Source organism: Macrococcus equipercicus, from assembly GCF_004359525.2.
GTDB lineage: Bacteria > Bacillota > Bacilli > Staphylococcales > Staphylococcaceae > Macrococcus > Macrococcus equipercicus.
The window spans coordinates 194529-218680 of sequence record NZ_SCWC02000001.1 but is presented as its reverse complement, the minus strand read 5'-3'; the positions used below and the strand labels follow the sequence as shown (position 1 = coordinate 218680).

The 24152-nt window shown below is 40.9% G+C and carries 28 protein-coding genes, 1 other RNA gene and 1 riboswitch; of the genes, 1 reads left to right on the top strand and 28 read right to left on the bottom strand.

Going from position 1 to position 24152, the window contains the following annotated elements:
* Window positions 1-27 precede the first annotated feature (27 nt).
* From sufC to ERX35_RS01105, 8 genes are all read right to left on the bottom strand, one after another.
* On the bottom strand, window positions 28-807 hold the full coding sequence (gene sufC / locus ERX35_RS01140) for a Fe-S cluster assembly ATPase SufC (RefSeq protein WP_149458067.1): 780 nt from the start codon (window positions 805-807) through the stop codon (window positions 28-30).
* Between the two features lie 267 nt (window positions 808-1074).
* The gene (locus ERX35_RS01135) at window positions 1075-1905 is read right to left on the bottom strand and encodes a MetQ/NlpA family ABC transporter substrate-binding protein (RefSeq protein ID WP_149458066.1); all 831 of its coding nucleotides are present in this window, start codon (window positions 1903-1905) and stop codon (window positions 1075-1077) included.
* 25 nt (window positions 1906-1930) lie between these two features.
* On the bottom strand, window positions 1931-2629 hold the full coding sequence (locus ERX35_RS01130) for a methionine ABC transporter permease (protein WP_281290553.1): 699 nt from the start codon (window positions 2627-2629) through the stop codon (window positions 1931-1933).
* The gene (locus tag ERX35_RS01125; RefSeq protein ID WP_149458065.1) at window positions 2622-3647 is read right to left on the bottom strand and encodes a methionine ABC transporter ATP-binding protein; all 1026 of its coding nucleotides are present in this window, start codon (window positions 3645-3647) and stop codon (window positions 2622-2624) included. Before ERX35_RS01125 ends, ERX35_RS01130 begins: the two co-directional genes overlap by 8 nt.
* Window positions 3648-3715: 68 nt before the next feature.
* Window positions 3716-3817, bottom strand: a riboswitch (SAM riboswitch).
* 40 nt (window positions 3818-3857) lie between these two features.
* Window positions 3858-4160, bottom strand: coding sequence for a thioredoxin family protein (locus ERX35_RS01120; protein ID WP_149458064.1), 303 nt, complete (start codon window positions 4158-4160; stop codon window positions 3858-3860).
* Complete coding sequence (locus ERX35_RS01115; RefSeq protein WP_149458337.1) at window positions 4120-4503, bottom strand: toprim domain-containing protein; 384 nt, start codon at window positions 4501-4503, stop codon at window positions 4120-4122. The genes ERX35_RS01120 and ERX35_RS01115 overlap by 41 nt, the downstream gene beginning before the upstream one ends.
* Before the next feature lie 71 nt (window positions 4504-4574).
* Complete coding sequence (gcvH, locus tag ERX35_RS01110; protein ID WP_149458063.1) at window positions 4575-4994, bottom strand: glycine cleavage system protein GcvH; 420 nt, start codon at window positions 4992-4994, stop codon at window positions 4575-4577.
* A gap of 25 nt (window positions 4995-5019) precedes the next feature.
* The gene (locus tag ERX35_RS01105) at window positions 5020-5373 is read right to left on the bottom strand and encodes a Spx/MgsR family RNA polymerase-binding regulatory protein (RefSeq protein WP_149458062.1); all 354 of its coding nucleotides are present in this window, start codon (window positions 5371-5373) and stop codon (window positions 5020-5022) included.
* A gap of 138 nt (window positions 5374-5511) precedes the next feature.
* Between ERX35_RS01105 and ERX35_RS01100 the strand changes: the two genes are divergently transcribed.
* On the top strand, window positions 5512-5835 hold the full coding sequence (locus tag ERX35_RS01100; protein WP_149458061.1) for a thioredoxin family protein: 324 nt from the start codon (window positions 5512-5514) through the stop codon (window positions 5833-5835).
* 40 nt (window positions 5836-5875) lie between these two features.
* Here the strand turns inward: ERX35_RS01100 and ERX35_RS01095 are convergent, their stop codons facing one another.
* The 20 genes from ERX35_RS01095 to ERX35_RS01000 form a co-directional block, all read right to left on the bottom strand.
* On the bottom strand, window positions 5876-6415 hold the full coding sequence (locus ERX35_RS01095) for a nitroreductase family protein (protein WP_149458060.1): 540 nt from the start codon (window positions 6413-6415) through the stop codon (window positions 5876-5878).
* 31 nt (window positions 6416-6446) lie between these two features.
* On the bottom strand, window positions 6447-7166 hold the full coding sequence (aroD, locus tag ERX35_RS01090; protein WP_149458059.1) for a type I 3-dehydroquinate dehydratase: 720 nt from the start codon (window positions 7164-7166) through the stop codon (window positions 6447-6449).
* A 101-nt stretch (window positions 7167-7267) separates the two neighbouring features.
* Window positions 7268-7627: a transfer-messenger RNA gene (ssrA, locus tag ERX35_RS01085) on the bottom strand.
* Window positions 7628-7716: 89 nt separating this feature from the next.
* On the bottom strand, window positions 7717-8178 hold the full coding sequence (gene smpB / locus ERX35_RS01080) for an SsrA-binding protein SmpB (RefSeq protein WP_149458058.1): 462 nt from the start codon (window positions 8176-8178) through the stop codon (window positions 7717-7719).
* A gap of 12 nt (window positions 8179-8190) precedes the next feature.
* Window positions 8191-10518, bottom strand: coding sequence for a ribonuclease R (rnr, locus tag ERX35_RS01075; protein WP_149458057.1), 2328 nt, complete (start codon window positions 10516-10518; stop codon window positions 8191-8193).
* A 15-nt stretch (window positions 10519-10533) separates the two neighbouring features.
* Window positions 10534-11274, bottom strand: coding sequence for an alpha/beta hydrolase (locus ERX35_RS01070; protein ID WP_149458056.1), 741 nt, complete (start codon window positions 11272-11274; stop codon window positions 10534-10536).
* A gap of 96 nt (window positions 11275-11370) precedes the next feature.
* Entirely contained in the window at window positions 11371-11604 is a 234-nt protein-coding gene (secG, locus tag ERX35_RS01065) for a preprotein translocase subunit SecG (RefSeq protein WP_149458055.1), read from the bottom strand.
* A gap of 170 nt (window positions 11605-11774) precedes the next feature.
* Complete coding sequence (eno, locus tag ERX35_RS01060) at window positions 11775-13079, bottom strand: surface-displayed alpha-enolase (protein ID WP_149458054.1); 1305 nt, start codon at window positions 13077-13079, stop codon at window positions 11775-11777.
* Between the two features lie 66 nt (window positions 13080-13145).
* Entirely contained in the window at window positions 13146-14681 is a 1536-nt protein-coding gene (gene gpmI, locus ERX35_RS01055; RefSeq protein ID WP_149458053.1) for a 2,3-bisphosphoglycerate-independent phosphoglycerate mutase, read from the bottom strand.
* Window positions 14681-15430 carry a triose-phosphate isomerase gene (gene tpiA, locus ERX35_RS01050; protein WP_149458052.1) on the bottom strand — a complete coding sequence of 250 codons (750 nt, stop codon included), beginning with the start codon at window positions 15428-15430 and terminating at the stop codon, window positions 14681-14683. Before tpiA ends, gpmI begins: the two co-directional genes overlap by 1 nt.
* 16 nt (window positions 15431-15446) lie before the next feature.
* Window positions 15447-16637: a phosphoglycerate kinase gene (locus ERX35_RS01045; protein ID WP_149458051.1), complete on the bottom strand. Its 1191-nt coding sequence runs from the start codon at window positions 16635-16637 to the stop codon at window positions 15447-15449.
* A gap of 87 nt (window positions 16638-16724) precedes the next feature.
* Window positions 16725-17738: a type I glyceraldehyde-3-phosphate dehydrogenase gene (gap, locus tag ERX35_RS01040; RefSeq protein ID WP_149458050.1), complete on the bottom strand. Its 1014-nt coding sequence runs from the start codon at window positions 17736-17738 to the stop codon at window positions 16725-16727.
* Between the two features lie 32 nt (window positions 17739-17770).
* A complete protein-coding gene (locus ERX35_RS01035; protein ID WP_149458049.1) occupies window positions 17771-18796 on the bottom strand; it encodes a sugar-binding transcriptional regulator in 1026 nt (341 codons plus the stop codon).
* Window positions 18797-18926: 130 nt separating this feature from the next.
* The gene (locus ERX35_RS01030) at window positions 18927-19175 is read right to left on the bottom strand and encodes a glutaredoxin family protein (RefSeq protein WP_149458048.1); all 249 of its coding nucleotides are present in this window, start codon (window positions 19173-19175) and stop codon (window positions 18927-18929) included.
* A 224-nt stretch (window positions 19176-19399) separates the two neighbouring features.
* Window positions 19400-20230 carry a GIY-YIG nuclease family protein gene (locus ERX35_RS01025; protein ID WP_149458047.1) on the bottom strand — a complete coding sequence of 277 codons (831 nt, stop codon included), beginning with the start codon at window positions 20228-20230 and terminating at the stop codon, window positions 19400-19402.
* A gap of 181 nt (window positions 20231-20411) precedes the next feature.
* Window positions 20412-20633, bottom strand: coding sequence for a hypothetical protein (locus tag ERX35_RS01020; protein WP_149458046.1), 222 nt, complete (start codon window positions 20631-20633; stop codon window positions 20412-20414).
* Between the two features lie 634 nt (window positions 20634-21267).
* Window positions 21268-21552, bottom strand: coding sequence for a hypothetical protein (locus tag ERX35_RS01015; protein WP_149458045.1), 285 nt, complete (start codon window positions 21550-21552; stop codon window positions 21268-21270).
* 620 nt (window positions 21553-22172) lie between these two features.
* On the bottom strand, window positions 22173-22763 hold the full coding sequence (locus ERX35_RS01010) for a hypothetical protein (protein ID WP_149458044.1): 591 nt from the start codon (window positions 22761-22763) through the stop codon (window positions 22173-22175).
* Window positions 22744-23265: a Panacea domain-containing protein gene (locus ERX35_RS01005; RefSeq protein ID WP_149458043.1), complete on the bottom strand. Its 522-nt coding sequence runs from the start codon at window positions 23263-23265 to the stop codon at window positions 22744-22746. Before ERX35_RS01005 ends, ERX35_RS01010 begins: the two co-directional genes overlap by 20 nt.
* A 437-nt stretch (window positions 23266-23702) precedes the next feature.
* Window positions 23703-24023 (bottom strand): hypothetical protein, encoded by a 321-nt coding sequence (locus ERX35_RS01000; RefSeq protein WP_149458042.1) that lies wholly within the window; start codon window positions 24021-24023, stop codon window positions 23703-23705.
* Window positions 24024-24152 lie beyond the last annotated feature (129 nt).

The following is a 24152-nucleotide window of genomic DNA, read 5'->3' as shown; positions in this document are numbered from 1 at the left end:
AAAATCCTCCTCGTGTATAATCAGATATTATTCAGCACTAACAGTTTCGTCTTCGATATTTAATTCTTGTTTGATCCAGTCATAACCTTCAGCTTCAAGACGTTGTGCTAACTCTTCTCCACCTGATTTCACAACGCGGCCCTGCATCATGACATGCACATAGTCGGGTGTGATGTAATTGAGTAGACGCTGGTAGTGAGTAATAATCAGACAGCCGAAGTTTTCTCCGCGCATCTCATTGATTCCTTTAGAAACGACTTTAAGTGCATCGATATCAAGCCCTGAGTCGATTTCATCCAGAATAGCGAATTTTGGTTCAAGCATCATTAACTGAAGAATCTCGTTACGTTTCTTTTCGCCGCCTGAGAAACCTTCATTTAAGTAACGCTGTGCCATATCAAGGTCCATCTCAAGGAATTCCATCTGTTTATCTAATTTTTTGATGAACTGCATCAAGTTGATTTCCTGACCTTCTTCGCGGCGTGAGTTAATCGCTGAACGTAAGAAGTCTGCGTTAGTCACACCGGAGATCTCTGATGGATACTGCATCGCAAGGAAAAGACCTGCCTGGGCTCTTTCGTCTACTTCCATCTCAAGTACATTTTCACCGTCTAATAATACTTCGCCTTGTGTCACTTCGTATTTCGGGTGACCCATAATAGCAGATGATAAAGTAGATTTACCAGTACCGTTCGGTCCCATGATCGCATGGATTTCTCCCTGCTTGATTGTCAGATTCACACCTTTTAAGATTTCTTTATTTTCGATTGAAACGTGTAAATCTTTAATTTCTAAAACTGATGCCATGTGTATTCCCTCCAGATATATATAAAAATTTTCATCTCTATTAGTTTATAATAATTTTAATCTACGGTCAAAGACAGTTGTATTGACTCACAGTAATCATTATAACGTAAATAGCGCCTATATTAAATTAATTGATATAGATTTTTTACGTCATTGAGAATAACACGCACTTTATTGAAAATGATTGATGACGCAGCATATGGGATTATCGTTAAAAGAACAGCCCCCTATCTATAAAAGATAGAGGGCTGTTCAAGTTAAATCATATTATTTTGCAGGGATAACTGCACCATCATAGTGATCTTTAATATATTTAACGATTTGTGGTGATTGCAATGCTTTAACTAATGCTTTAATTTTAGCATCGTTTTTATGACCTTGTTGTACGGCAATCAAGTTAGCGTATGGAGATTTTTTGTCTTCGATAACGATAGAATCTTTAACCGGATTGATTTTGTTAGCTAACGCCACGTTCGCATTAATGATAACTGCATCGCCTTCGTTGTTTTGATAAGTTTTAGCCAGGAATTCAGCTGCCTGCTTATTGTTGAACTGAATGTTCTTTTTGTTTGTTTTAATATCTTTGAATGTCGCTTGGATTGGATCTGTACCAGGTTTAAGCTCGATTAATCCAGCTTTAGTGAAGAATGATAAGAAGCGTCCTTCTTCTGCAGGGTTATTAGAGACAAACACGGTAGCGCCTTTTGGCAGATCTTCTAAAGATTTATATTTTTTAGAGTAGACAGCCATCGGTTCGATGTGAACGTTACCTGCTGACTCGATTTTGTAGCCTTTAGATTTTTTCTCTGTATCTAAGTATGGTGTATGCTGGAAGTAGTTAGCATCGATGTCGCCTTCAGATAACAGACGGTTCGGTGTTGTATAGTCGTTGATTGTTTTAATTTTTAATGTGTAGCCTTCTTTTTTAAGGATGGGTTTTGCCTGCTCTAAAATTTCAGCGTGAGGTGCAGGTGATGCACCGACTGTGATTGTTTTGTCGCCTTTAGCACTGCTTGAATCTTTGCTGTCAGATGAACCACATGCTGTTAAAACTACTGCAAATAAAACGGTGATGACGAAAGCTAATAATTTTTTCATTGTAAATCTCCCTTATATTTTATTATTATCGTTTATCGATGCGTCTCGTAATTGTGTCACCGATAAACTGTATTGCAAACACAATGATAAGAATTAAAACAGTTGCTACTAAAATGACGTCGTTCTGACTGCGGGTGAAGCCGACAAGATAAGCTAAGTTACCAAGTCCGCCGGCACCGATGACACCGGCGATTGCTGTAGAACCGACCAGCGCGATTGCTGTTACTGTAATTCCTGACACAAGTGCCGGCATTGACTCTCTCAGCAGCACTTTAGTGATCAAGGTCCAGCGTGTAGCACCCATTGCTTCTGCTGCTTCGATGACGCCTTTATCAATTTCCTTCATGCCGATTTCAACAAGGCGGGCATAGAATGGTGCAGCACCGATGATTAAAGCCGGCAGCGCTCCTTTCACACCGCTGATGGTATGCATCAGTATGTTGGTGAACGGAATCAGCAGAATGATCAAAATGATGAATGGTACTGCCCGGAACAGATTGACTAAGAACGCCGTAATTCTGTAGACAGCGCGTGCACCGCTCGACTTGCTTCTAGAAGTCAGAAATAAAATGGTTCCGATGATAAGACCCAGGAAAAACGTGAAGAATGTAGAAACAATTGTCATGAATAACGTCTCATAGACTGCTGTCCAGACATCCGGCCAGACCACATTCTTGAAGCTGAACATGTCCTGTAAAATCTGTACGATACTGCTGTTATCCATGTCGTTCCACCTCCGCTTTCACACCATGCTGTTCAAGTTCTCTGAACATCTCATCTGTGCGTTCGTTAAGTGCTGGAACATGGACAATCAAGTGACCGACAGCACCGTTCTGTGTATGACTGACATGACCAGCTAACACATTCATATCAAGATTGAACTTGCGGATCATTTTCGAGATGATCGGCTGTCCGGTCGTTGAACCAATGAATTTCAATCTTAAGATTGTTCCCGTCGGGTAGGACTCAAAGATTTCATTGATTGACGTTTCTACTTCCTCATCTTTCAGGTCATCTTTGACAAAACGCTGCGTCACGGCTGACTGCGGATTCCCAAAGACCGTGAGCACAGGTCCTTCTTCAACGACACGGCCGTTTTCCATCACTGCGACTTTATGACAGATTTTGCGGATGACATGCATTTCATGCGTAATCAAAATGATGGTCAGCCCTATTTTTTTATTAATAGCTACAAGAAGTTCTAAAATTTCATCGGTCGTCTGTGGATCAAGGGCACTTGTCGCTTCGTCACACAGTAAGACAGTCGGGTCATTAGCCAGGGCGCGGGCGATGCCGACACGCTGTTTTTGGCCACCAGACAGTTGAGAAGGAAATGCTTTCTCTCTGCCGGTTAATCCGACCATACGGATTAACTCATTCACTCTTTGTTCCCGTTCTGCTTTAGCTACACCTGCGATTTCAAGTGGGAAAGCGATATTGTCAAAGACAGTCCGTGACCAGAGCAGATTAAAATGCTGGAAAATCATGCCGATTTTCTGCCTTTTTTTACGTAAGTCTTTAATGCCAAGCTGTGCAATATTGTCGCCACCGACGATGACATCGCCGCTTGTAGGTTTTTCAAGTCCATTGAACATTCGGATTAAAGTACTTTTACCAGCACCTGAAAATCCGATGACACCGTATATCTCGCCTTCACTAATCTGAAGATTAACGTTATCTACAGCAGTCAATGTTCCTTTCTTCGTTGCAAATTGCTTTACAACAGATTGCAGTGTAATCACTTACTTACCTCCTTTAAACGAATAAAGCGTCTTTCCCATGTTAAGAGAAAGACGCGTGAATATATCGTCTCTCATCTTCTAAAGCCATAAGCTTTATGTGAATTGGCACCATGTCTGACGACGGTTGCCGGGCTTCAAAGGGCACATCCCTCCACCTCTCTTGATAAGAGTTACATTATTAAATTATTTTCTAATCATAGACTATGATTTTTATTCCGTCAATGCTTTATTAACGATTTCATATAAATTTGTCACAGATTCAAATTTAAAGACTGTTGCGGCCACTTCGTCGGCTTTAACGACAAACAGGACCGGTACGCTCATCACTTGATAATCCTGTACTAATGCCGGGACATAGTTCACATCCTGTTTAATAACATGAAGTTTCGTCAGTTCGGCTAGTACGTCTACCATACGTTCAGCAACTTTGCATGTACCGCATAACGGCGTATAACCGAAAATAATATACGTTTCACCAGGCGGACTGCCAGGCAAATACTGCTTGATGCTCATTTGCTACATTCCCATCTTTCACTTCAAATTCGTGCCTGATCAGCACTTTTGCTAAATAATCGTTAGGACACCTTCCTACTTCGCAATACTTCGGGTCAATATATATATGCCGGCTTTCGCTTAAATGCCGCTTGAACCAGCTGCGGATTGTCTTGCCCGCTTTATCCGCATCAGTCATAATATAGACTTTATGGCCAATGAGCTCCTCAAGCATAGCGTCGAGCTTAGAAACCCCCATCGTCCCGTTCGTGCAAATAATATGTACCGGTTCAGATAAGACTTCCTGCAACTTCTTCTTGTCGGATTTACCTTCAACAACGATGACTTTACTCATCACAGCCACATTCATCACCTTCTCATATGCGATTATAAAAAAATTCCCTGATAACAGTATTATCAAGGAAATTATAACATTTATGCATTTATCATTTCATCATATTGCGCTTGGTCTAACAGTTCATTGAATTCATCTTCGTTAGATGCTTCAACTTTAACCATCCATGCATTGTCGTAAGGAGATTCATTGACGAATTCCGGGCTGTTCTCAAGAGCGCTGTTCACTTCAACGACTTTACCGCTGATTGGAGCGTATAACTCAGAAACTGTCTTCACAGATTCCACGCTGCCAAACGGCTGACCTGCAGTGATGTCATCGCCTACTTTCGGAAGTTCGACGAATACGATATCCCCTAATTCTGATTGTGCGAAATCAGTAATCCCTATCGTATTAACAGTTCCTTCAGTTTTTACCCATTCATGATCTTTGGAAAATTTTAAGCCTTCTAATGATGCCACAAAAATCCCTCCTCTAAGTTTATATATTAATAATGACATAGCATAAATCTTTATTCAATCTTTTTTATAACCATGTATCGCGGTAATCTGCTTCTTTAAAACCTAAAGTGATTTTACCGTCATTGACAGCAAGCGGTCTTTTGACGAGCATCCCGTCAGATGCAAGAAGATCCAGCTTTTCTGCATGACTCAGGTGAGCTAGTCTGTCCTTTAAGTTCAGTTCACGGAACTTAGTCCCCTGACGATTAAACAGTTTATCGATGTCTACCCCTGTCTGCTGGATGATCTGCGTGAATTCCCCGGTAGTCGGCGTATGTTCTTTAAGATTGATCGGCTCATAACTCACACCATTATCTGTTAAAAACTGAGCCGCTTTCTTACATGTCGAGCAGTTAGGAATCTGGAAAAATTTAATCATATTGAACCTCCATCTGTAGTTATATTTCAATAGTATCAATATTTATTCAAGACGACAATTAACTTATTAAAGGCACACCGTTTAACCTTTAGGACAGAATGGTATATAATATAATAAAATAAGTAGAGGAGCTTTACAATGAGAACAATAAGTCAGTATGCAGAATTTGAGGAAATTATTAATCAGGACGAACAGATGATTGTTAAATTTTTTGCGGACTGGTGCCCTGACTGCGCGAAGATGGATAACTGGATTGACCCTATTGTTGATGAATATCACGATATTACATGGTACAAGATTAATCGTGACCAAGTGCCGGAAGCTGCGACTGAAAATGACGTCATGGGCATTCCAAGCCTGTTGATTTTTGAAAACGGCAAAAAAACAGCGCACCTGCATTCAGCGAATACAAAAACACCTGAAGAAGTGAAAGCATTCCTTCAGGAAAACATCCGTAAATAAAAAAATTCCCGACGAGTTGTCGGGAATTTTTTTATGAATTTTACCATTCAGTAAGCAGGCGGCTGTTGTTACGTTCCTTCAATGGAACTTCGTCAGCCGTATCCGTTAAATAAACAAAGCCGTAAATCATTTCATCTGCTGCGATATCAAGACTGTCGTTTAAGCCGGGTGCCGTGATCACGCCGGGCGTTTTAATGCAGCTGCCGACTCCTGCTTCATGCAGTACAAGTGACAAGGTCTGCAGAAATGCGCCGACTGCCAGCACATCTTCCAGAAACTGCTTCTGTCTGCGGTCGTAATTTCCGACAATAACAAGCAGGCCGCTTAACTTAGTGAGCGTGTCAATATGCTTCGCTTTCTTCTCAGGCTCATTTTTAAAGGCAAAGTCCGCAAACAGCGCCGCAAATTCAGCCAGCCTGTCTTTCTTGATCCAGATGACGCGCCATGGTTCACGCATCCCGTGATTCGGTGCATAAGCTGCGAGCGCGACCGCTTCTTCGATAACGGTATCACTTACAGTAGTATCGTGGTCGTATTTCTTATAGCTGCGTCTATTGATGATCGCTTGTTTTAACTCCATAGAAAAACTCCTCATATAAAGTAATTGCCTGCTAATAGATTTCGAGCAATGATTTCAGCTGTTTCACATGCAGCTGACCAGGTGCCGCTTCTTCACCGATATGACCATAGGTCAATGAAGAACCAAACGACCCGCCGGCAATCCTGCTGAGTTTACCCTGCTCACCCATTGCTATACCGACAATATGGTTATCGCAGTTCTGCTTCGTCTCGTATACAGCCAGCAGCAGTTTCAGTACATCGCGGACGTCTGCCGGCATAACAGCGACCTTGCTGAAATCCGCTCCTAAGCCCTGCATTCTATTATATAAGGCAATCAAGTCTTTGGAACTCGGTGTATGATCGAATTCATGGTGTGAAATCAACACCTGCACGTGATGCATCCGTGCTGCTTCAATTAATTCATCCATCAAGTCTTCATATAACAGAAGCTCGATATCGATAATATCAATGATATTCGCTGCTACTATCTCTTTCACGAGTTCATAATATGCATGCGGCTCTTTTTCACCCTTGCCGCCCTGCCCTTTCGAACGATACGTAAAGATCAACGGGAGCGTGAACTGCTCTTTCAGCATCTTCAGATCAGCGATATAGTCTTCTACCGCCAGTTCGCCACATAAATCCGCCCGGTATTCCATCATATCGATATATGACATGTTCTCTGACAGCCGCTCAATCGTTTCTTTCCAGTCGTTATTAGTGGAACTTAACGTCACTACAATCTTAGGCGTTACACTACATTTATCCATTACCCGTCCCTCCAGTCACATTAATCATATACCATTAAAAAGGCCGCTGTAAACGAATAACATCACAAAAAACCGCCCTACTGAATAGTAGCGCGGCTGAAATATGGAGACGGCGGGAGTCGAACCCGCGTCCAAAGATCCTGCAATTGATACTTCTACGTGCGTAGTCGCATTATTGAAGTTTCACCATCAGCCTGAGAATGGACACCCCAGCTGATGACTAGCCCGATTCATCTCTTCTGTTCAGACTCCAGGCGGAAGTGAACAGCGTATCCTACTTAAGGTTGAACCTCTGCATCAGGCACATAGGCGATGCTTGAGAGAGGTGCAGAGTGCGATTAGGCAGCTACTGCGAAGTTGTTTGTTTTGCCAGTTATTATAACTGTTGTGTTGATGACGAAGACAACCCTCCGGCACGCTATATCAACCCAAATGACCCCTGTCGAATCCGTAACGCCCCCTGGATAAAAAATTATAATAATCAAGCATATTTAAATATAACAAATACTCCTGGCAGATTCAACTCATAGGTATCAGCCAGGAGCCTGACTTAATATTTCCCTTTTAATGCACGGTCCATCTCACGTTTTGCTTCCTTCGCCTTTAAGGCATGACGTTTGTCATAATCTTTCTTACCTTTGGCAAGCCCGAGCAGCATCTTGCAGTAGCCGTTTTTAATATAGAGCTTGAGCGGCACTAACGCATACCCCTGCTCCTTTGTCTGGCCGAACAGCTTATCAATCTGCTTGCGTTTTAATAACAGCTTACGCGTCCGAAGCGGATCGTGGTTAAACCGATTTCCTTCTTCATAAGGAGCGATGTGCATATTATAGACATACATCTCACCCTGATAGACACGGGCATATGAATCTCTTAAATTCGCACTACCGCGTCTGATGGATTTGATTTCAGTGCCCTGCAGTTCAATTCCTGCTTCGATAGTCTCTTCTATCGTATAGTCATGACTTGCTTTTCTGTTCTGTGCGAGTGTCTTTCCTTCACCTTTCGGCATGCTGTTCACCTCTTATTTCTTCTTGCCGCGTCCTGCGTTCTTCACTGCTTTCGCTTTATAGAACGGCTTTTTACCGGATTTATTCTCCGGTCTGCCTCCTGAATGACCAGTCGCTCTGCCTTTTGCACGGCCTTTACCACGCGGACGGTCACTTTGCTTCCCGTCACGTCTTTTCTCGGTCCGGATGACTGACGGCTTATCTTTACGGGACGTTTCACGCGGCGTCATGCCCACAATACCAAAATCGATCATGCGTTCATCGATGTTGACGTTAAGCACTTTCACTTTTACTTTATCGCCGATTCTGAAAATTTTTGCTGTCCGCTCACCGATCAGTGCCATATGACGTTCGTCAAAGTTATAGTAATCATCCGTCATATTTGTATTATGGACCATACCTTCAATCGTATTCTCAAGTTCAACGAACATACCGAAGTTCGCCACTGAGGAAATAACACCTTCGAACTCCTCACCGAGATGCTGGACCATATATTCCGCTTTTTTAAGATCATCTGTATCCCGCTCAGCGTCCACTGCCCGGCGTTCACGTTTAGATGTATGGTCGCTGATTTCAACGAGCGCTTCCTCCCATTTATCCATTGCTTTCTGGTCCATTGACTTCTCGATCAAATACTTTCTGATGAGACGATGAACGATCAAGTCAGGATAACGGCGGATCGGTGATGTGAAATGCGTATAATATTCCGCAGACAGGCCGAAGTGACCGAGCGACTGCTCTGAATATTTCGCCTGCTGCATACTGCGGAGCATCAATGTTGAGATGACCATCTCTTCCGGTTTTCCTTTGATTTCCTTCGCAATGCTCTGCAATGTCTTTGGATGCACGTTTTCTGTGCCGCCGCGGACCATAATGCCGAAGTTCGTAATAAATTCAAAGAACCGTTTCAGCTTATCTACTTTAGGTTCTTCATGAATACGGTAAATAAACGGGACATTCATATGATGGAAATGCTCAGCCACTGTTTCGTTCGCTGCCAGCATGAACGACTCAATCAGTCGCTCACCGAGCCCGCGGTTACGAATCGCAACGTCATAAGGAATACCATCTTCATTGACGAGAATCTTCGCTTCCTTGAAATCAAAGTCGACTTCACCACGGCGCTTACGCATCTGGACAAGAATTCCAGAGAGCTGCTGTGCATCTTCTACCATCGGCACGATATGCGCATATTTCTCTCTCAACGCTTCATCACCGGCTAAAATGGCGTTGACATCGTCATAAGTCATCCGCTCGTCTGAGAAGATGACGCTGTCATAAATCTCATGCTTCACGACTTCCCCGTTACTGTTGATTTCCATCTCACAGCTCAGTGTCAACCGGTCGACCTGCGGATTAAGCGAGCAGATACCATTGGACAGTCGGTGCGGAATCATCGGAATGACGCGGTCAACTAAATACACACTTGTGCCGCGCTCATAAGCTTCACGGTCAAGCGCAGAACCTTCTGTGACATAATGGCTGACGTCTGCGATGCTGACAGTCAACAGGAAATTGCCGTTACCAAGACGCTCAATGCTGATGGCATCGTCTAAGTCTTTCGCATCTTTCCCGTCAATCGTAATCGTCAGACGATCACGGAGATCACGTCTCCCTTTGATATCACTTTTAGCGATTTCATCAGGCACGCGGTTCGCTTCATCCAGTGCATCGGGCGCAAAGTCAATATTGATGCCGTGCTGATAAATGATGGATAAAATATCGACACCAGGGTCATTTTTATGGCCGAGAATGGACTTGACCATTCCTTCCGGATTGCTTGTACCGTCTGGATAGGCTGTCAGCTCAACAAGTACTTTATGACCTTCAACGGCACCGAGGTTCTTGCCTTTCGGAATGAAGATATCCTGTGTCAGCCGTTTATCATCCGGCAGTACGAAGCCGAAATGCTTCGCTTCTGTATAAGTTCCGACAACCTGAGTAATGGCACGGTTTGTAATTTCTTTGACGACGCCTTCTTCTCTGCCGTCTCTTCCTTTAGAAACTTCCACTAAAACCGTGTCACCGTCCATCGCCTGATGAATCGCATTCGGTGGAATGAAAATGTCTTCGACGTCTGCTGCTGTCGGTCGGACAAAGGCAAATCCTTTTTTGTTCTGGCTTAAAATACCTTCGACTCTGTTGTCGCGTTCTGCGATGATATATTTGTCGTTCTTCGTCCGTCTGATTTTACCTTTCTGTTCAAGATCGACGAGCGCTTTAATCAGCTCCTTGAACTCATCAGCTGACGTCAGACCGAGTCCTTGTTCCAAGTCTGTAATAGACACAGCTTCACTTTTTATCTGTAACAAGTCGAGTGCTGTCTGTTTAAAATCCTGCATGGGTGTTCCCCCTTCTTAGTTAGACCAGTCAAGTGACTCCAAGTGATGATGGTAATCAGCAAATAACTGCTCTTTTTCCTTATCTATAGTAATGACGTGACCTGACTGTTCGTACCAGTGTATTTCTTTGTCATCACTTGGTGTTTCGTCATAAATAATGCTGGCTGATTCTGGATTAATGACTTTATCCAGTCTGCCTTGTGCGATGAACAGCGGCGCATAGACATCGCTCACTGAGTCTCTGACGTCGCTGATTGTCTGCTGCAGTTCTTCAAGCATCTCTGTCGGATGGAACTGCTTCATCTCGGCTTCAATCCGGGCTGCATCCTTTCCTTCCCGTCTCTTGAACTCATGCGCATATTCCAGCACACCATCAAACATACTGCCTGTCGTCTTAATGTACATCGGACTGCACATCGTTGCGACCCCTATGACATCTCGGTACTGACTTAATTTAAGGGCGAATACGCCGCCGAGAGACAATCCGGCAACTGCTATATCCTTATACCCTTTTTTCTGTAAAAAATCATAGGCTTCCAGCACTTGCCGCCACCACACGTGCGGACTGGAAGCTAATAGTTCTTCAGGCGGTACACCATGACCTTCATAATGCGGCGCATAGGACGTATAACCCTGCTTTTGAAGATAGCGGCCAAGTTGTCTTACATCAGAGGAGTTGCCCGTGAAACCGTGGAGTAATAGTACGGCACGTTCGCCCTCCTCGAAAAAAAATGGCTTAGGTAATTGAATTCTCATCATTGATAGCTCCTTCACTTGTTACGCTTAATTCTATTGTATGGTTTTTTAGCGGTTAAATAAAACAAAAAAGTCCGGTTATGACCGGACTTTGTCTTATAAATCGAAATAAGTTAATGCCAGCATAATCAGGAAAAACAATACTGACAACACAATGGTCGTACGCAGGAGTACCAGTTCGACACCACGTGTCTTCTGTTTACCAAACAACGTTTCAGCGCCACCGCTGATTGCGCCTGATAAACCATTACTTTTACCCTCTTGTAATAAAACGACTGTAATCAATCCGATACAAACAATGACCAATAATATCATTAACAACGTATGCATGGTTGGCCCTCCTACTCATAATCACTTTTATAATTTTATCATAAAGCGGAGTAAAAGGGAATGTTTGTACTTCCTTAACAGCGACGTCACTAGTTATGAATCAATTTCATCATAAATGATTACAGGCAGACATAAAAAAGACACGGCGTCCCGTGTCTTTTAAGTAGTGATTATTTTTTTAAGTTGTAGAAAGATTTAAGCCCTTCAAACTTCGCTGTTTCGTATAACTCATCTTCAATACGAAGTAACTGGTTGTATTTCGCAATACGGTCAGTTCTTGATAATGAACCTGTTTTAATTTGTCCAGCGTTTGTTGCAACAGCGATATCAGCAATAGTTGTATCTTCTGTTTCACCTGAACGGTGTGAGATGACCGCTGTGTAGCCAGCTTTTTGCGCCATTTCAATCGCTTCAAATGTTTCAGTCAATGTACCGATCTGATTAACTTTAATCAGAATTGAGTTACCGATACCTTTGTCGATACCTTCTGCTAAAATCTTCGTATTCGTTACGAACAAGTCATCGCCCACTAACTGTACTCTGTCACCTAAACGTTCAGTAAGTGCTTTCCAGCCGTCCCAGTCATTTTCATCCATACCATCTTCAATAGAGAGGATCGGATATTTATTGACTAACTCTTCCAGGAAATCAACCTGTTCAGCAGACGTACGCTTCGCGCCGCCTTCACCTTCGAATTTAGCGTAGTCATAAACGCCGTTTTCGTAGAATTCAGAAGAAGCACAGTCAAAACCTAAAAATACATCTGTTCCAGGCTCTAGTCCTGCTGCTTTAATCGCTTCTAAAATCGTTTCAACAGCGTCTTCAGTGCCATCAAATGTTGGAGCAAATCCACCTTCGTCACCCACTGCTGTCACTAAACCGCGTGATTTCAAGATTTTCGCTAAGTTGTGGAAAATTTCAGCGCCCCAGCGTAATGCTTCTTTAAAGTTTTTAGCACCGACTGGTAATACCATAAACTCCTGGAATGCGATTGGTGCATCTGAGTGAGAGCCGCCGTTAACAATGTTCATCATAGGTACTGGTAATTGAGTACCGTTGAAGCCACCTAAGTATTTATACAGTGGTTGACCCAGATAGTCAGCCGCTGCACGTGCCACTGCCATAGAAACGCCAAGAATAGCGTTGGCACCGAGTTTACCTTTATTTTCCGTGCCATCTAAAGCGATCAGCATTTTGTCGATAGATACCTGCTCAAGAACACTGAATTCTCCTTCGATGATTTCTGGTGCGATAATTTCATTTACGTTCTCAACAGCTTTCTCTACACCTTTACCTAAATAACGTGATTTGTCTCCGTCACGTAATTCAACCGCTTCATGCTCTCCAGTAGAAGCACCAGATGGTACTAAAGCACGTCCGAAGGCACCGCTTTCTGTTAATACTTCTACTTCGATTGTCGGGTTCCCACGAGAGTCAAGGACTTCGCGAGCGTATACGTCTGTAATGATTGGCATAGTTAAAACTCCTTTGAATGTATTTTCATTTTATATTATTGATGATTGAACTGAATATAGCAACTGTTAAGATTTAGCGATCAGTGACTGACCGGTCATTTCTTCTGGTTGTTCAACCCCTAGCAGTTCAAGTAGTGTCGGTGCAAGGTCAGCCAGTCTGCCGCCGCTTCTAAGCGTCACGTTTTTGTCCGTCAGAATGACTGGCACAGGGTTTGTTGTATGCGCCGTCATCGGCTGGCCGTCCAGCGTCACGACTTCATCTGAGTTCCCGTGGTCAGCTGTAATGATGGCACGGCCGCCAAGCTCAAGAATACGGTCAACCACTTCGCCAAGGCATTCATCAACCGCTTCAATCGCTTTGATGGTCGGTTCAAGCATACCGCTGTGTCCCACCATGTCCGGATTTGCAAAGTTAAGCAGAATCAGGTCAAGATCGCCTTTGTTAAGCTCTGCAATCAATGCATCCTTCACTTCATATGCACTCATCTCTGGTTTCAAATCATAAGTGGCTACTTTCGGTGAATCAATCAGCACGCGGCGTTCCCCGTCAAACTCATTATTGCGCCCGCCACTCATAAAGTAAGTGACATGCGGGAATTTTTCAGTTTCAGCGATTCTCAGCTGCTTCATCCCTTGTTTTGCGACAACTTCACCGATTGTATTCGCTAAATCTTCTTTCTCAAAGACAACGTCTGCTTTAACAGTGTCGCTGTATTTAGTGAAAGTGACGAAATTAACGCCTATTAAACGTCTGTCCATTTCGAAGCCGACAAACTCTTCATTTGTATAAACTTCTGATAACTGCGCAGCGCGGTCCGGTCTAAAGTTGAAGAAAATCATCGAGTCACCGTCATTTACACCCGTGTTCTCTGACCCTGCTTCAAAATCCTTGACGACAAACGGTACGATGAATTCATCAGTCACACCTGCTGCATAGCTTGCCCGTACTCCTTCAGCTGCTGATTTAAATTCCTTACCTTTACCGTAAGTCATCGCCTCATAGGCCAGCTGTTCACGTTCCCATCGCTTGTCACGGTCCATGGCATAATAACGGCCGGAAACAGAAGCAAACTGGCCGACACCTAGAGCTCTGAACTGTGCTTCTGTGTCTTCAATATACTGCAGTGCTGTTTCCTGTCCGACATCACGACCATCTAAAAAGGCATGGACATACACTTTTTCGACGCCCTGATTTTTAGCAAGTCTAAGCAGCGCGAATAAATGCTTGTAGTGGCTGTGGACACCGCCGTCAGAAAGCAGTCCCATGAGATGCAGCGTGCTGTTGTGCTCTTTGACATGCTTCATAGCGCGAACAAGCACTTCATTGTCAAAGAAATCGCCGTCTTCAATGGATTTATTGATACGTGTCAAACTTTGATAGACGACGCGTCCCGCTCCGATATTTAAATGACCGACTTCTGAATTTCCCATCTGACCTTCAGGAAGACCGACATCAAGACCAGAGGCAATCAGCTGATTGTGCGGAAATTCTTTGTAGTAGCGGTCAAAGTTAGGTTTGTTCGCCTGTGCCACTGCATTACCTGTCACTTCATCACGGCAGGCGAAGCCATCAAGAATAATAAGCGCTGTTGGTTGTTTCATTACTTAGCACCTTCTAACAGCTTTACGAATGAGTCAACTTCTAAAGAAGCGCCTCCTACTAGAGCACCGTCAATGTCTTCCTGCGCCATATATTCCTTGATGTTCTCAGGCTTAACAGAGCCGCCGTACTGAATACGCACCGCTTCAGCCGCTTCACTTGAGAAATCTTTCTCAACAACAGAACGGACAAATTTACACATCTGCTCTGCATCGTCGACTGATGAAGATTTACCTGTACCGATCGCCCAGATGGGTTCGTAGGCAATCACTGCTTGTTTCACCTGGTCTTCTGAGAACCCAGCAAGTGCTTTAGACACCTGGTCTCCTACGACCTGCTCAGCAGTGTTTGATTCACGCTCTTCTAACGTTTCACCGACACAGATAATCGGTGTCATATGATTGTTGAACACAGCAAGTGATTTCTTGTTGACATCTTCATCTGTTTCATGGAAATATTGACGACGTTCAGAGTGACCAAGGACAACGTATTTGACGCCGAGGTCTTTCAGTGCTGCCGGGCTTGTTTCACCGGTAAAAGCACCGCTTTCTTCAAAATAGGCATTTTGAGCGCCGATATTTAAATTCGCCACATCAGCAGACACGAGTGCATCCAGTTGAATCGCCGGTGCACAGATGACTGTATCCACTTCTTCAGCAGCAGGTAATGCCGGCAGCTGATTGACGAAATCTTTTGCCTCTGCTACTGTTTTGTTCATTTTCCAGTTTCCTGCGATAATTGGTTTTCTCAATGTAAACACTCCTTAATTATTTGTCTGAAATTGCTTTGATGCCTGGTAGTTCCTTACCTTCAAGATACTCAAGTGATGCGCCGCCGCCTGTTGAGATATGCGTAAACTGGTCGGCAAATCCTAAGTCCATCGCTGCTGCAGCTGAATCGCCGCCGCCGATAATAGTAGTCGCATCCTGCAAGCCGGCAATCGCTTCACAGACACCGATTGTTCCTTGGGCGAAGTTGCTCATCTCGAATACACCCATCGGTCCATTCCAGACGACAGTTTTAGCGCCTGCAAGTTCCTTTTTGAACAGTTCGATTGTTTTCGGTCCAATATCCAGTGATTCTTGGTCTGCCGGAATTTCATCAACAGATACTTCAGTGATTTCTGCATCATTTGAAAATTCTTTAACAGCTTTGCCGTCGACCGGCAGCACGATTTTGCCTTCGCCGCGCTTAAGCAGGTCTTTCGCCAGCTCGATTTTATCTTCTTCCAGCAGTGAGTTTCCGACTTCCTTGCCTTGTGCTTTTAAGAAAGTATATGCCATACCGCCGCCGATCAATACTTTATCCGCAACAGTCAGCAAGTTTTCGATGACACCGATTTTATCTGAAACTTTAGCACCACCTAAAATAGCGACGAATGGACGTTCAGGATGTTCGACAACACCTCCGATGAATTTAATTTCTTTTTCCATCAGGAAGCCGGCAGCTGTTTCCAGATGAGACGCAATTCCGACATTCGATGCATGTGCACGGTGTGCTGTTCCGAATGCATCATTGACGAATACATCCCCTAAAGTGGCCCAGTACTTACCGAGCTCTGGATCATTACCGCTCTCTTTTTTGCCGTCTACATCTTCAAAACGTGTGTTTTCAACTAAAAAGACAGCGCCCGGCGTTAAATTGCTGACCGCTTCTTCCAGTTTTTCTCCGCGTGTTTCAGTGGAGAATCCTACTTCAGTTCCTAACAGTTCAGCTAAGCGGCGTGCGACAGGACGCAGTGACAGCTTTTTCTTGTCTTCTTCAGTCTTTACTTTACCTAAGTGAGAGAAAATGACCGGAATGCCGCCTTGCTCAACGATGTATTTAATCGTCGGTACAGCTTCCACAATACGGTTGTCATTTGTAATTTCGCCGTCTTTCATTGGTACGTTGAAATCTGCACGTACAAGCACCTTTTTATCTTTAAGTTGTAAGTCTGAAACAATCTTCTTCGCCATTTTGTATGCCCCCAGTTTAAATAGTGAATTATCATAAAAATAAGCGGGAGAAGCGTATCTTCTCCCGCTTACTCAATTAAGCAAATATTATTTAGCTTGAGCTTGCTTTGCTAAGTATTCTAATGTACGCACAAGTTGTGCAGTGTAACTCATTTCATTATCATACCATGCTACTGTTTTAACCATTTGGTGATCGCCGACTGTCATGACACGCGTTTGAGTCGCATCAAATAATGAACCATAAGTGATACCGATAACATCTGAAGAAACAATCTCATCTTCAGTATAACCGAATGATTCGTTAGTTGCTTCTTTCATCGCCTGGTTAATTTCATCAACTGTTACTTCTTTTTCAAGAATCGTTGTTAACTCAGTGATAGAACCAGTTGGTACTGGCACACGCTGTGCTGAACCGTCTAATTTACCTTTAAGTTCAGGAATAACTAAACCGATTGCTTTAGCTGCACCTGTTGAGTTAGGAACGATATTGTTAGCTGCTGCACGTGCACGACGGAAGTCACCTTTTGGATGTGGCGCATCCAATGTGTTTTGATCGCCTGTGAATGCGTGAACTGTCATCATTAAACCTTCAATGATGCCGAATTTGTCATGTAATGTTTTAGCCATTGGCGCTAAGCAGTTAGTTGTACATGAAGCACCTGATACGATTTCTTCTGAACCGTCAAGAACATCATGGTTAACGTTGTAAACTACTGTTTTTAAGTCGCCTGTTGCTGGAGCAGAGATCAATACTTTTTTAGCGCCTGCTGTAATATGAGCTTGTGCTTTATCTTTATCTGTGAAGAAACCAGTACATTCTAAAACAACATCGATGTCAAGATCGCCCCATGGAAGTTCTTCTGGTTTTGGATTAGAGAACGATTTGATTTCACGTCCGTTAACAAGGAAACCACCTTCAATAACGCGAACTTCTTCTTTGAAACGGCCTTGAGTTGTATCATATTTAAGTAAGTGAGCTAACATTTTGTCGTCTGTTAAATCGTTTACTGCGACAACCTCGATACCTTCCACTTCTTGTAGTCTTCTGAATGCTAAACGTCCGATACGTCCAAATCCGTTGATTGCTACTTTAACTGCCATGAATAATGGCCTCCTTTATTTCATTTAATATTTTAAAAGGTTTTAACCTTTAATAAATAACTGGCTACTGCTTCGTCTGTGATTAAAATGGTCTGAGCCGGTGCTATCTTTAAGTAAGCCTCGATGGCCTCTGCCTTGCTGCCGCCACCTGCAACAGCAATAATATGCTGCTTATCAGGCAGGTCCTCAAGCTGCAGGCCGATAGTCCGCACCTTATGAATAATATTACCCGATTTATCGAAATAATAACCAAATGCTTCGCCTGCTGCCCGTTGTTCAACAAGCAGCGCCTTGACCTCTTCTGGTGTCGCACGACGGTCAGCCATCTTCATCGCATTGCCGATCCCGTGAACCACCACTTCAGCCGATTTCACCTGCTCCAGCACACGTTTAACTGACGGCTCCTGAACGAGACTGCGATAAGTAGCTTCGCTGACCAAGTCAGGCACATACAGCACTTCGTATGTTCCGCCGGTTTCGGCAGCCATGCTGGCGACAATACTGTTGGCCTGCTGCTGCATATGCTCACCGAGTCCACCACGTGCAGGAGTGAACTTCACACTGAAAGAGACCGGATTAAGATGCTCAGCGACACTTGCCATCGTCGAACCGCCCGTCACTGTCACCCCTATATCAGGCACTAAAATATCCTGCAGACATCGACTTGCCTCACTGCCGAGCTGGTCAGCCGCTGAGCTGTCGATATCTGAGTCACCTTTAACGACGATGACTTTTTTGAGGCGATAGAGCTCCTGCAGCTGACCGCTGACAGCAGTAAGATTGCCGTAGCTCTTCAAATAATGTGACAGCTGCTGCAGCACAAGTTCACCGTCAGACGTCACTGTCATACCTTTCGTATGAATCTCAATCAAATACTCATCCTTCAATATGTTAACCTCTGTCCGCAGCACGCGTTCCGTGAGATGAAGCTGCTCACTCAGCGCACGTCTGCCGATCGGCTGAAGCTGATATATAGTTGAGAGAATCGTGAATCTGCGATACATCTTTTCGATTAAATCAGGAATCAGTCGTTGCTGCACTGCAAGAATGTTATCCATAGACGTCCTCCCCGCAAACAAGAGCGACCCAACCGAGACGTTAAACGACCCGCACGGGACAAAAAAGTACTCTCGTTACAAATTCATGATAACAAGAGTACACTATTATTGCAAGAAATAACATTCATCTTTAAAGATATTTTGCCAATGCTTCAGTCACTGTCACGAAATCAATAATGCCTTCCTGGATGATTTCATCATGATACATAATGACCGGTACACGCAGCTGAAATCGTTCCAGCAGTAAATCATCTTCAGTGATGTTTACTGTGCGGTACGTGAAAGGAACATCTTCCTTGGCCAGTTCAAGCTGCAGCTTCGCCTCTTCACATAAGCCGCAGTTCGGCTGTGAGTACATCATCAGTTCAATCTTATTCATACGGTCCATCCCTCCTGAATTCATTAGCTCGTTCATTATTATACTTTATAACTTGACCCGTCATGCAGAGCAAGCAAATTTCAGATAAAAAAAGACTGCTTATTTAAAAGCAGCCGCATAACGCCCTCGGAGGACGTTTGAAGTGCTGTAAACACGCTGTTTATAATGTTTTTGGGGACTGTGTGGGGATAAACGACTGAAAAAACATAAATTTTTCATTGTCGTTAGTTAGAATTGTATCCTACTGATTTACTATGAAGTATGTTCTTCCAATGACTTTCTCTCATTACAATGACACTATCATCTACAATACTATTATAATTTTCAAGAATTGAATATTGAAAATTCTCTTTAACATAGTTAAAGCCTTTTTCATTAACTAATTCTTTAAGCAACTTATTTCCTCCATGTCCATCCTTCAAATAGTTTCGCCATCGAGAAAGTAACATTCCATATTTTGCTGTTGCTGATCCAACGTATAACTTGCCAGTTTTTATATCAGTAATGAGGTAAACAGCTTTCTGACTCTCAAGTGCAGCTATCCAGTCTCTTTTCCCCATACGGTTTATAATATCCAACTGTTTATAAGATAACACTACATTATCATATCCAGGGAATTCTTCTCCATTATATACATTCGGTAAAATTTGTTGAACTATAAGTTCTTTACCGACAGTATGATAATTTCTACAACCAACTTTATCGGTCTTCTTATATTTAACTACCACGCGACCAAAATATTTTTTATATTCATCCTTTTCCACACCAGCATAATTGATGCCCTTTTGTATACCTAATTCGCTTGTAACTTCTTTAATAGTAGTTAACAACCATGTATCACCTGTCATTCTTACCAAACAAATAGCAATTTGACCAGTACTAAAATTCCGTCTGTTTTTTCTCCAGAATAACCATTGATTATTTACAATTTCAGGATTCAATAAAAATTCCTGTAGTGGATCAGTTTCTCCGTTATAATGATTAAATTTTATTTTAGTTCTATTTAAGTCTTGTTCACTGAGTGACAGTAAATCATTCAATAATATTTCACGCATTTGTACATCCCCTTATGACGATTGATTATTGTTTTAGTCTGTAAAGACATTGAATTATAAAAACTTATTTAGCCTCTGCGAGAAATATAATCACCTAATTCTTAACAACCATGCCAACTTTTAAGTTTGCATATAAATGGGCAGTATCAAAAAACGGCACTGTCCTATAATAATATTTATCTTATTTTAAATCTCCTGATTCTTCTAACTCTTTATATTCTATTTCAAAAAATTCTCTGTCATTTGAACAAACTACTTTTCTTTCAGGACCTATAGGTAACTCGGTATTTTTTAAAAATCTACCACACACGTAACATCTACCTAAAAATTCTTCCTTTTCTAAAACATTTTCATCCGTATAATTAATCCATTTCTCAATCTCGTTTTTAGTAAATATTCTCATGTTCCCTCCATATCCACTTTACTATTTACACTAAAACTATAAATCAAAATACATTGATTGGCTCTTTAAAAATTAAAAAAACTTAAATCTACTATGACTGAATCAGTGCTAGCAGTGATAAAAAATCACGTACTGCCCAGTTACATGCAATTTTTAATTTTGCATTAATTAGTCGTTTTCTAGTTCAGTGTTTACTGTTTTAAAATATATCCGTATGTAAAAATCACGATAATCATATAATTTACAATGACTTGCTGGGCTTATAGTACCCCACTTAAAAAGAATAACTTAATGAACTCACATATTCTTTTTACAGATGACATCCTGCTTGAAATGAAAGATCGTGGAGTTGATTTTCTTGAAATGCTGCAAACCTTGAGCGATACAAAACCACAAGTGTTTTGATAAGGATAACCAAGCATATCAATTCACTTCAAAGAAAACGACTGAGTGGCTGACTGTGTTTGATTGCGCCTCTGCTAAATGCCCAGAAGAAACAGCACAGTATGGCTTAATGATTGAAACAGATTCAAACGGTAAACAGTTGTATTATTGTACCCGTGCCGTCATAGTCGGTATATAAAAAAATAAAGCTGTGTATTCATTAAATACATGGCTTTATGATGCTGTTCTATTACTCTATTACGCCTTTGTTAGTGCCATACTTAAAGAATAATGCTACTGCGATTACTGCCACAGGATAAAAATTACCTAGTATTTTATAAGAAACTACGAACATTATTACTATCAAAACGAATGGAATAATAATTGATAAAATAAAATAAATAAAAGCATTTCCATCTTCAGTTCTTGATAAATCGCCAATTAATGCAGGCACTACACCTCCACAAATGATAACTAAGTTTTTGTAGATATAGAACGTACATATAAACATAATAATCGTAATTAATAATTCCACAACAACACTCCTTTTATTTCTTCTTATAAAAGATTATCATTTGTTACCTTTATATGTACTCACAATTTTTGATACTCATAAAAAGCAATAGACTAAAATTGTCTATTGCTCATTGCCATTCTAAGTACGATTTACATAGTTAGATGGGTAGTTATGCAAGAAGTGGATTGTGTTTAGCAATCCTTAAAAATAATAGTATGCCTAAAAACTATCTGCATTTTTTCTTCATTTTATCTGCAGAAATACCCACTAAACAGATTAAGCATATTAATAGAATAAACTCTTGCATCTAAATTCACTCCTTGTATCAAATTGCTACCCTAACCAATTCTGCGTATAAGCTAGTAATCCTAATATAGCGCCAATAGCAGCACTAACAAGCATAACTATTGTGCGTTTGTCTTTTTCTGATTTTTCCATAAGATAAATCTCCCCTAATACTGTATAGTGTAAATTTAACATTAATTTACTTAAATATACAGAAAAACCACATATCTAATAAGATACGTAGTCTGACGTTGCCATTCTAAGAACACTTTACGGGTAATTGGTCGAGTGAGCAAAGAAAACGTGCTTAGAATGGGGATAAGTAATCTTTTTTATCGAGTTTTAATGAAACACTATATAAAAGTTTTCCTTACTTTTACTTCTCGATAAATTGAACTGATACAAATACTATTAGTTTTCATATCTTCATATCTATTTGGTTTTTTATATTGCACCCTGCTTTTAATTGCAAGGTGCAAAGGATCAATCAAAATAATTTCATAGGCATTCTTGTCTTTATTCAGATAATAAAACACTCTAAAACTTGTACTATTACCGACATTATCTTTAACTCTAGCTTTAAAAAATGGTTGTTCGCTTTCTGTACTATCTAAAGCAGCAAACAATTTACTATCTGATTCAGTATCATAAATGTCTGAAATGATACCCTTTATACTTTTTATAATATTTTCAGACTCATTAAAGTCTTCGGTTAACAGACATTCATGCTCATTATTTAGTAAGTAATAAAAGCGATTTGAAGCACCATGTTTAGTTTCTTCAGAAAGAAAGTTGGTAAACTCATATTCACTTATATCTATTGAAATTAAACTTTTAGAGTTATATTCAAATTTCTTTTTGCTTACTTTCTTCGGGCTTAAATGTTGCTTATTTAGTCTACTGGCTTTAGCATGATTAGCTTTACTAAGATACTTGTCTGCCATGAATTGAGTACTCTTCTACAATATCTTCTTTATTCATTTCAACATTATATCCACTTTCATAAGCAACTTGCCATGTTCTATCCTCATGACTTCTATCAACTAAATTAAAATCACTCGTTGTATTAACTTCTGAAAATAGTTCATTTATGAAATTTTCGACTTCTTTAGACTGAAGATCTTTAAAATAAAACTCTTTCATTTCATTCAAAGTATTTGTTTCGCTAACAAATTCGTCATATATTCCAGCTTTATTTTTTTTATAAACATCATCGATAACTGGTCCGTAGTCCCACGCTAAAAAAGTAGCAGGGAAAAGATACTTTGGTAAATTGTATTGTATCTCACTATTTTCATTTTCTTTACCGTATCTACCGCCATAATAGCCAAAAAGGAAATACAAACCCTTTTGTAATTTTAAAGGAGATAATTTCCCGTATTTAGACATTAAGTATTTTACAAGGTCATCAACACTATCAAAAAAGTATTCTTTTGTTCCACTCATTTTACCCCTCCTCTACAACATGCTCTATTGCCTAAAGCATACTGTTAAATTGTTTATTACAACTGCACTTGCTGTATCAAACAATCTTACCTATTTATACTTTACCCGAAAATGTTATATTTGAACAGTTATAAATTCCAAATATAATACTATACTCGCTTCATTGAAAATTGTCTATTAATTTTTTAAATAATCGTATTTAAAGACCAGTATAGCCTGTTTAAAAGTTGTTTAAAGTAAATTAGTATAGTATGTCTATTTTAAAAACGGCTCTCCATGACTTCTTAAAATGCTATTGAAAGGGTATAAAATCTTATTAAAAATATTATTAAAAAACACTACCAGTATCTTTACCGGCAATGTTATTCAGGCATATTTTCTAATGTTTTCCATAGTTTAAAATAAAAATAACTAATAGAAGAAAGTGTGAAAAATTATTATTTTGTAAAGTTTTGATGTGGATTTAAATCGCTATATTTTATTTCAGCTATTGCTTCAAATTCATTTATCTTCTCATAGTTACAAAAATAAATCGTCTTATTATCATAGTATTCTTTCAATAAATCAATTCTATTTCCATCATCGGTAATACCACAAAAACTTTTTATATCTGTATGATTTCTAACTAATTTTTCAAGAATTTCGATTAACTGTTTTCTACTTACGACAACATATCTTTGCCCGTTCATTTCTGTCAAATCAATTCTCCCGTATGTTTCTTGTCCATTTAATTCCCAATGATGATAAGTAACAGTCACTTTAAATACTCCCCTTTTGCATTTATTTTCATTACTTAATAATCATACAAAAACCATCCAGTAATTACTAGATGGTTTCACTCGCATATCTTATCTAATACATCATTCAACGTGTTATATATCCACTGT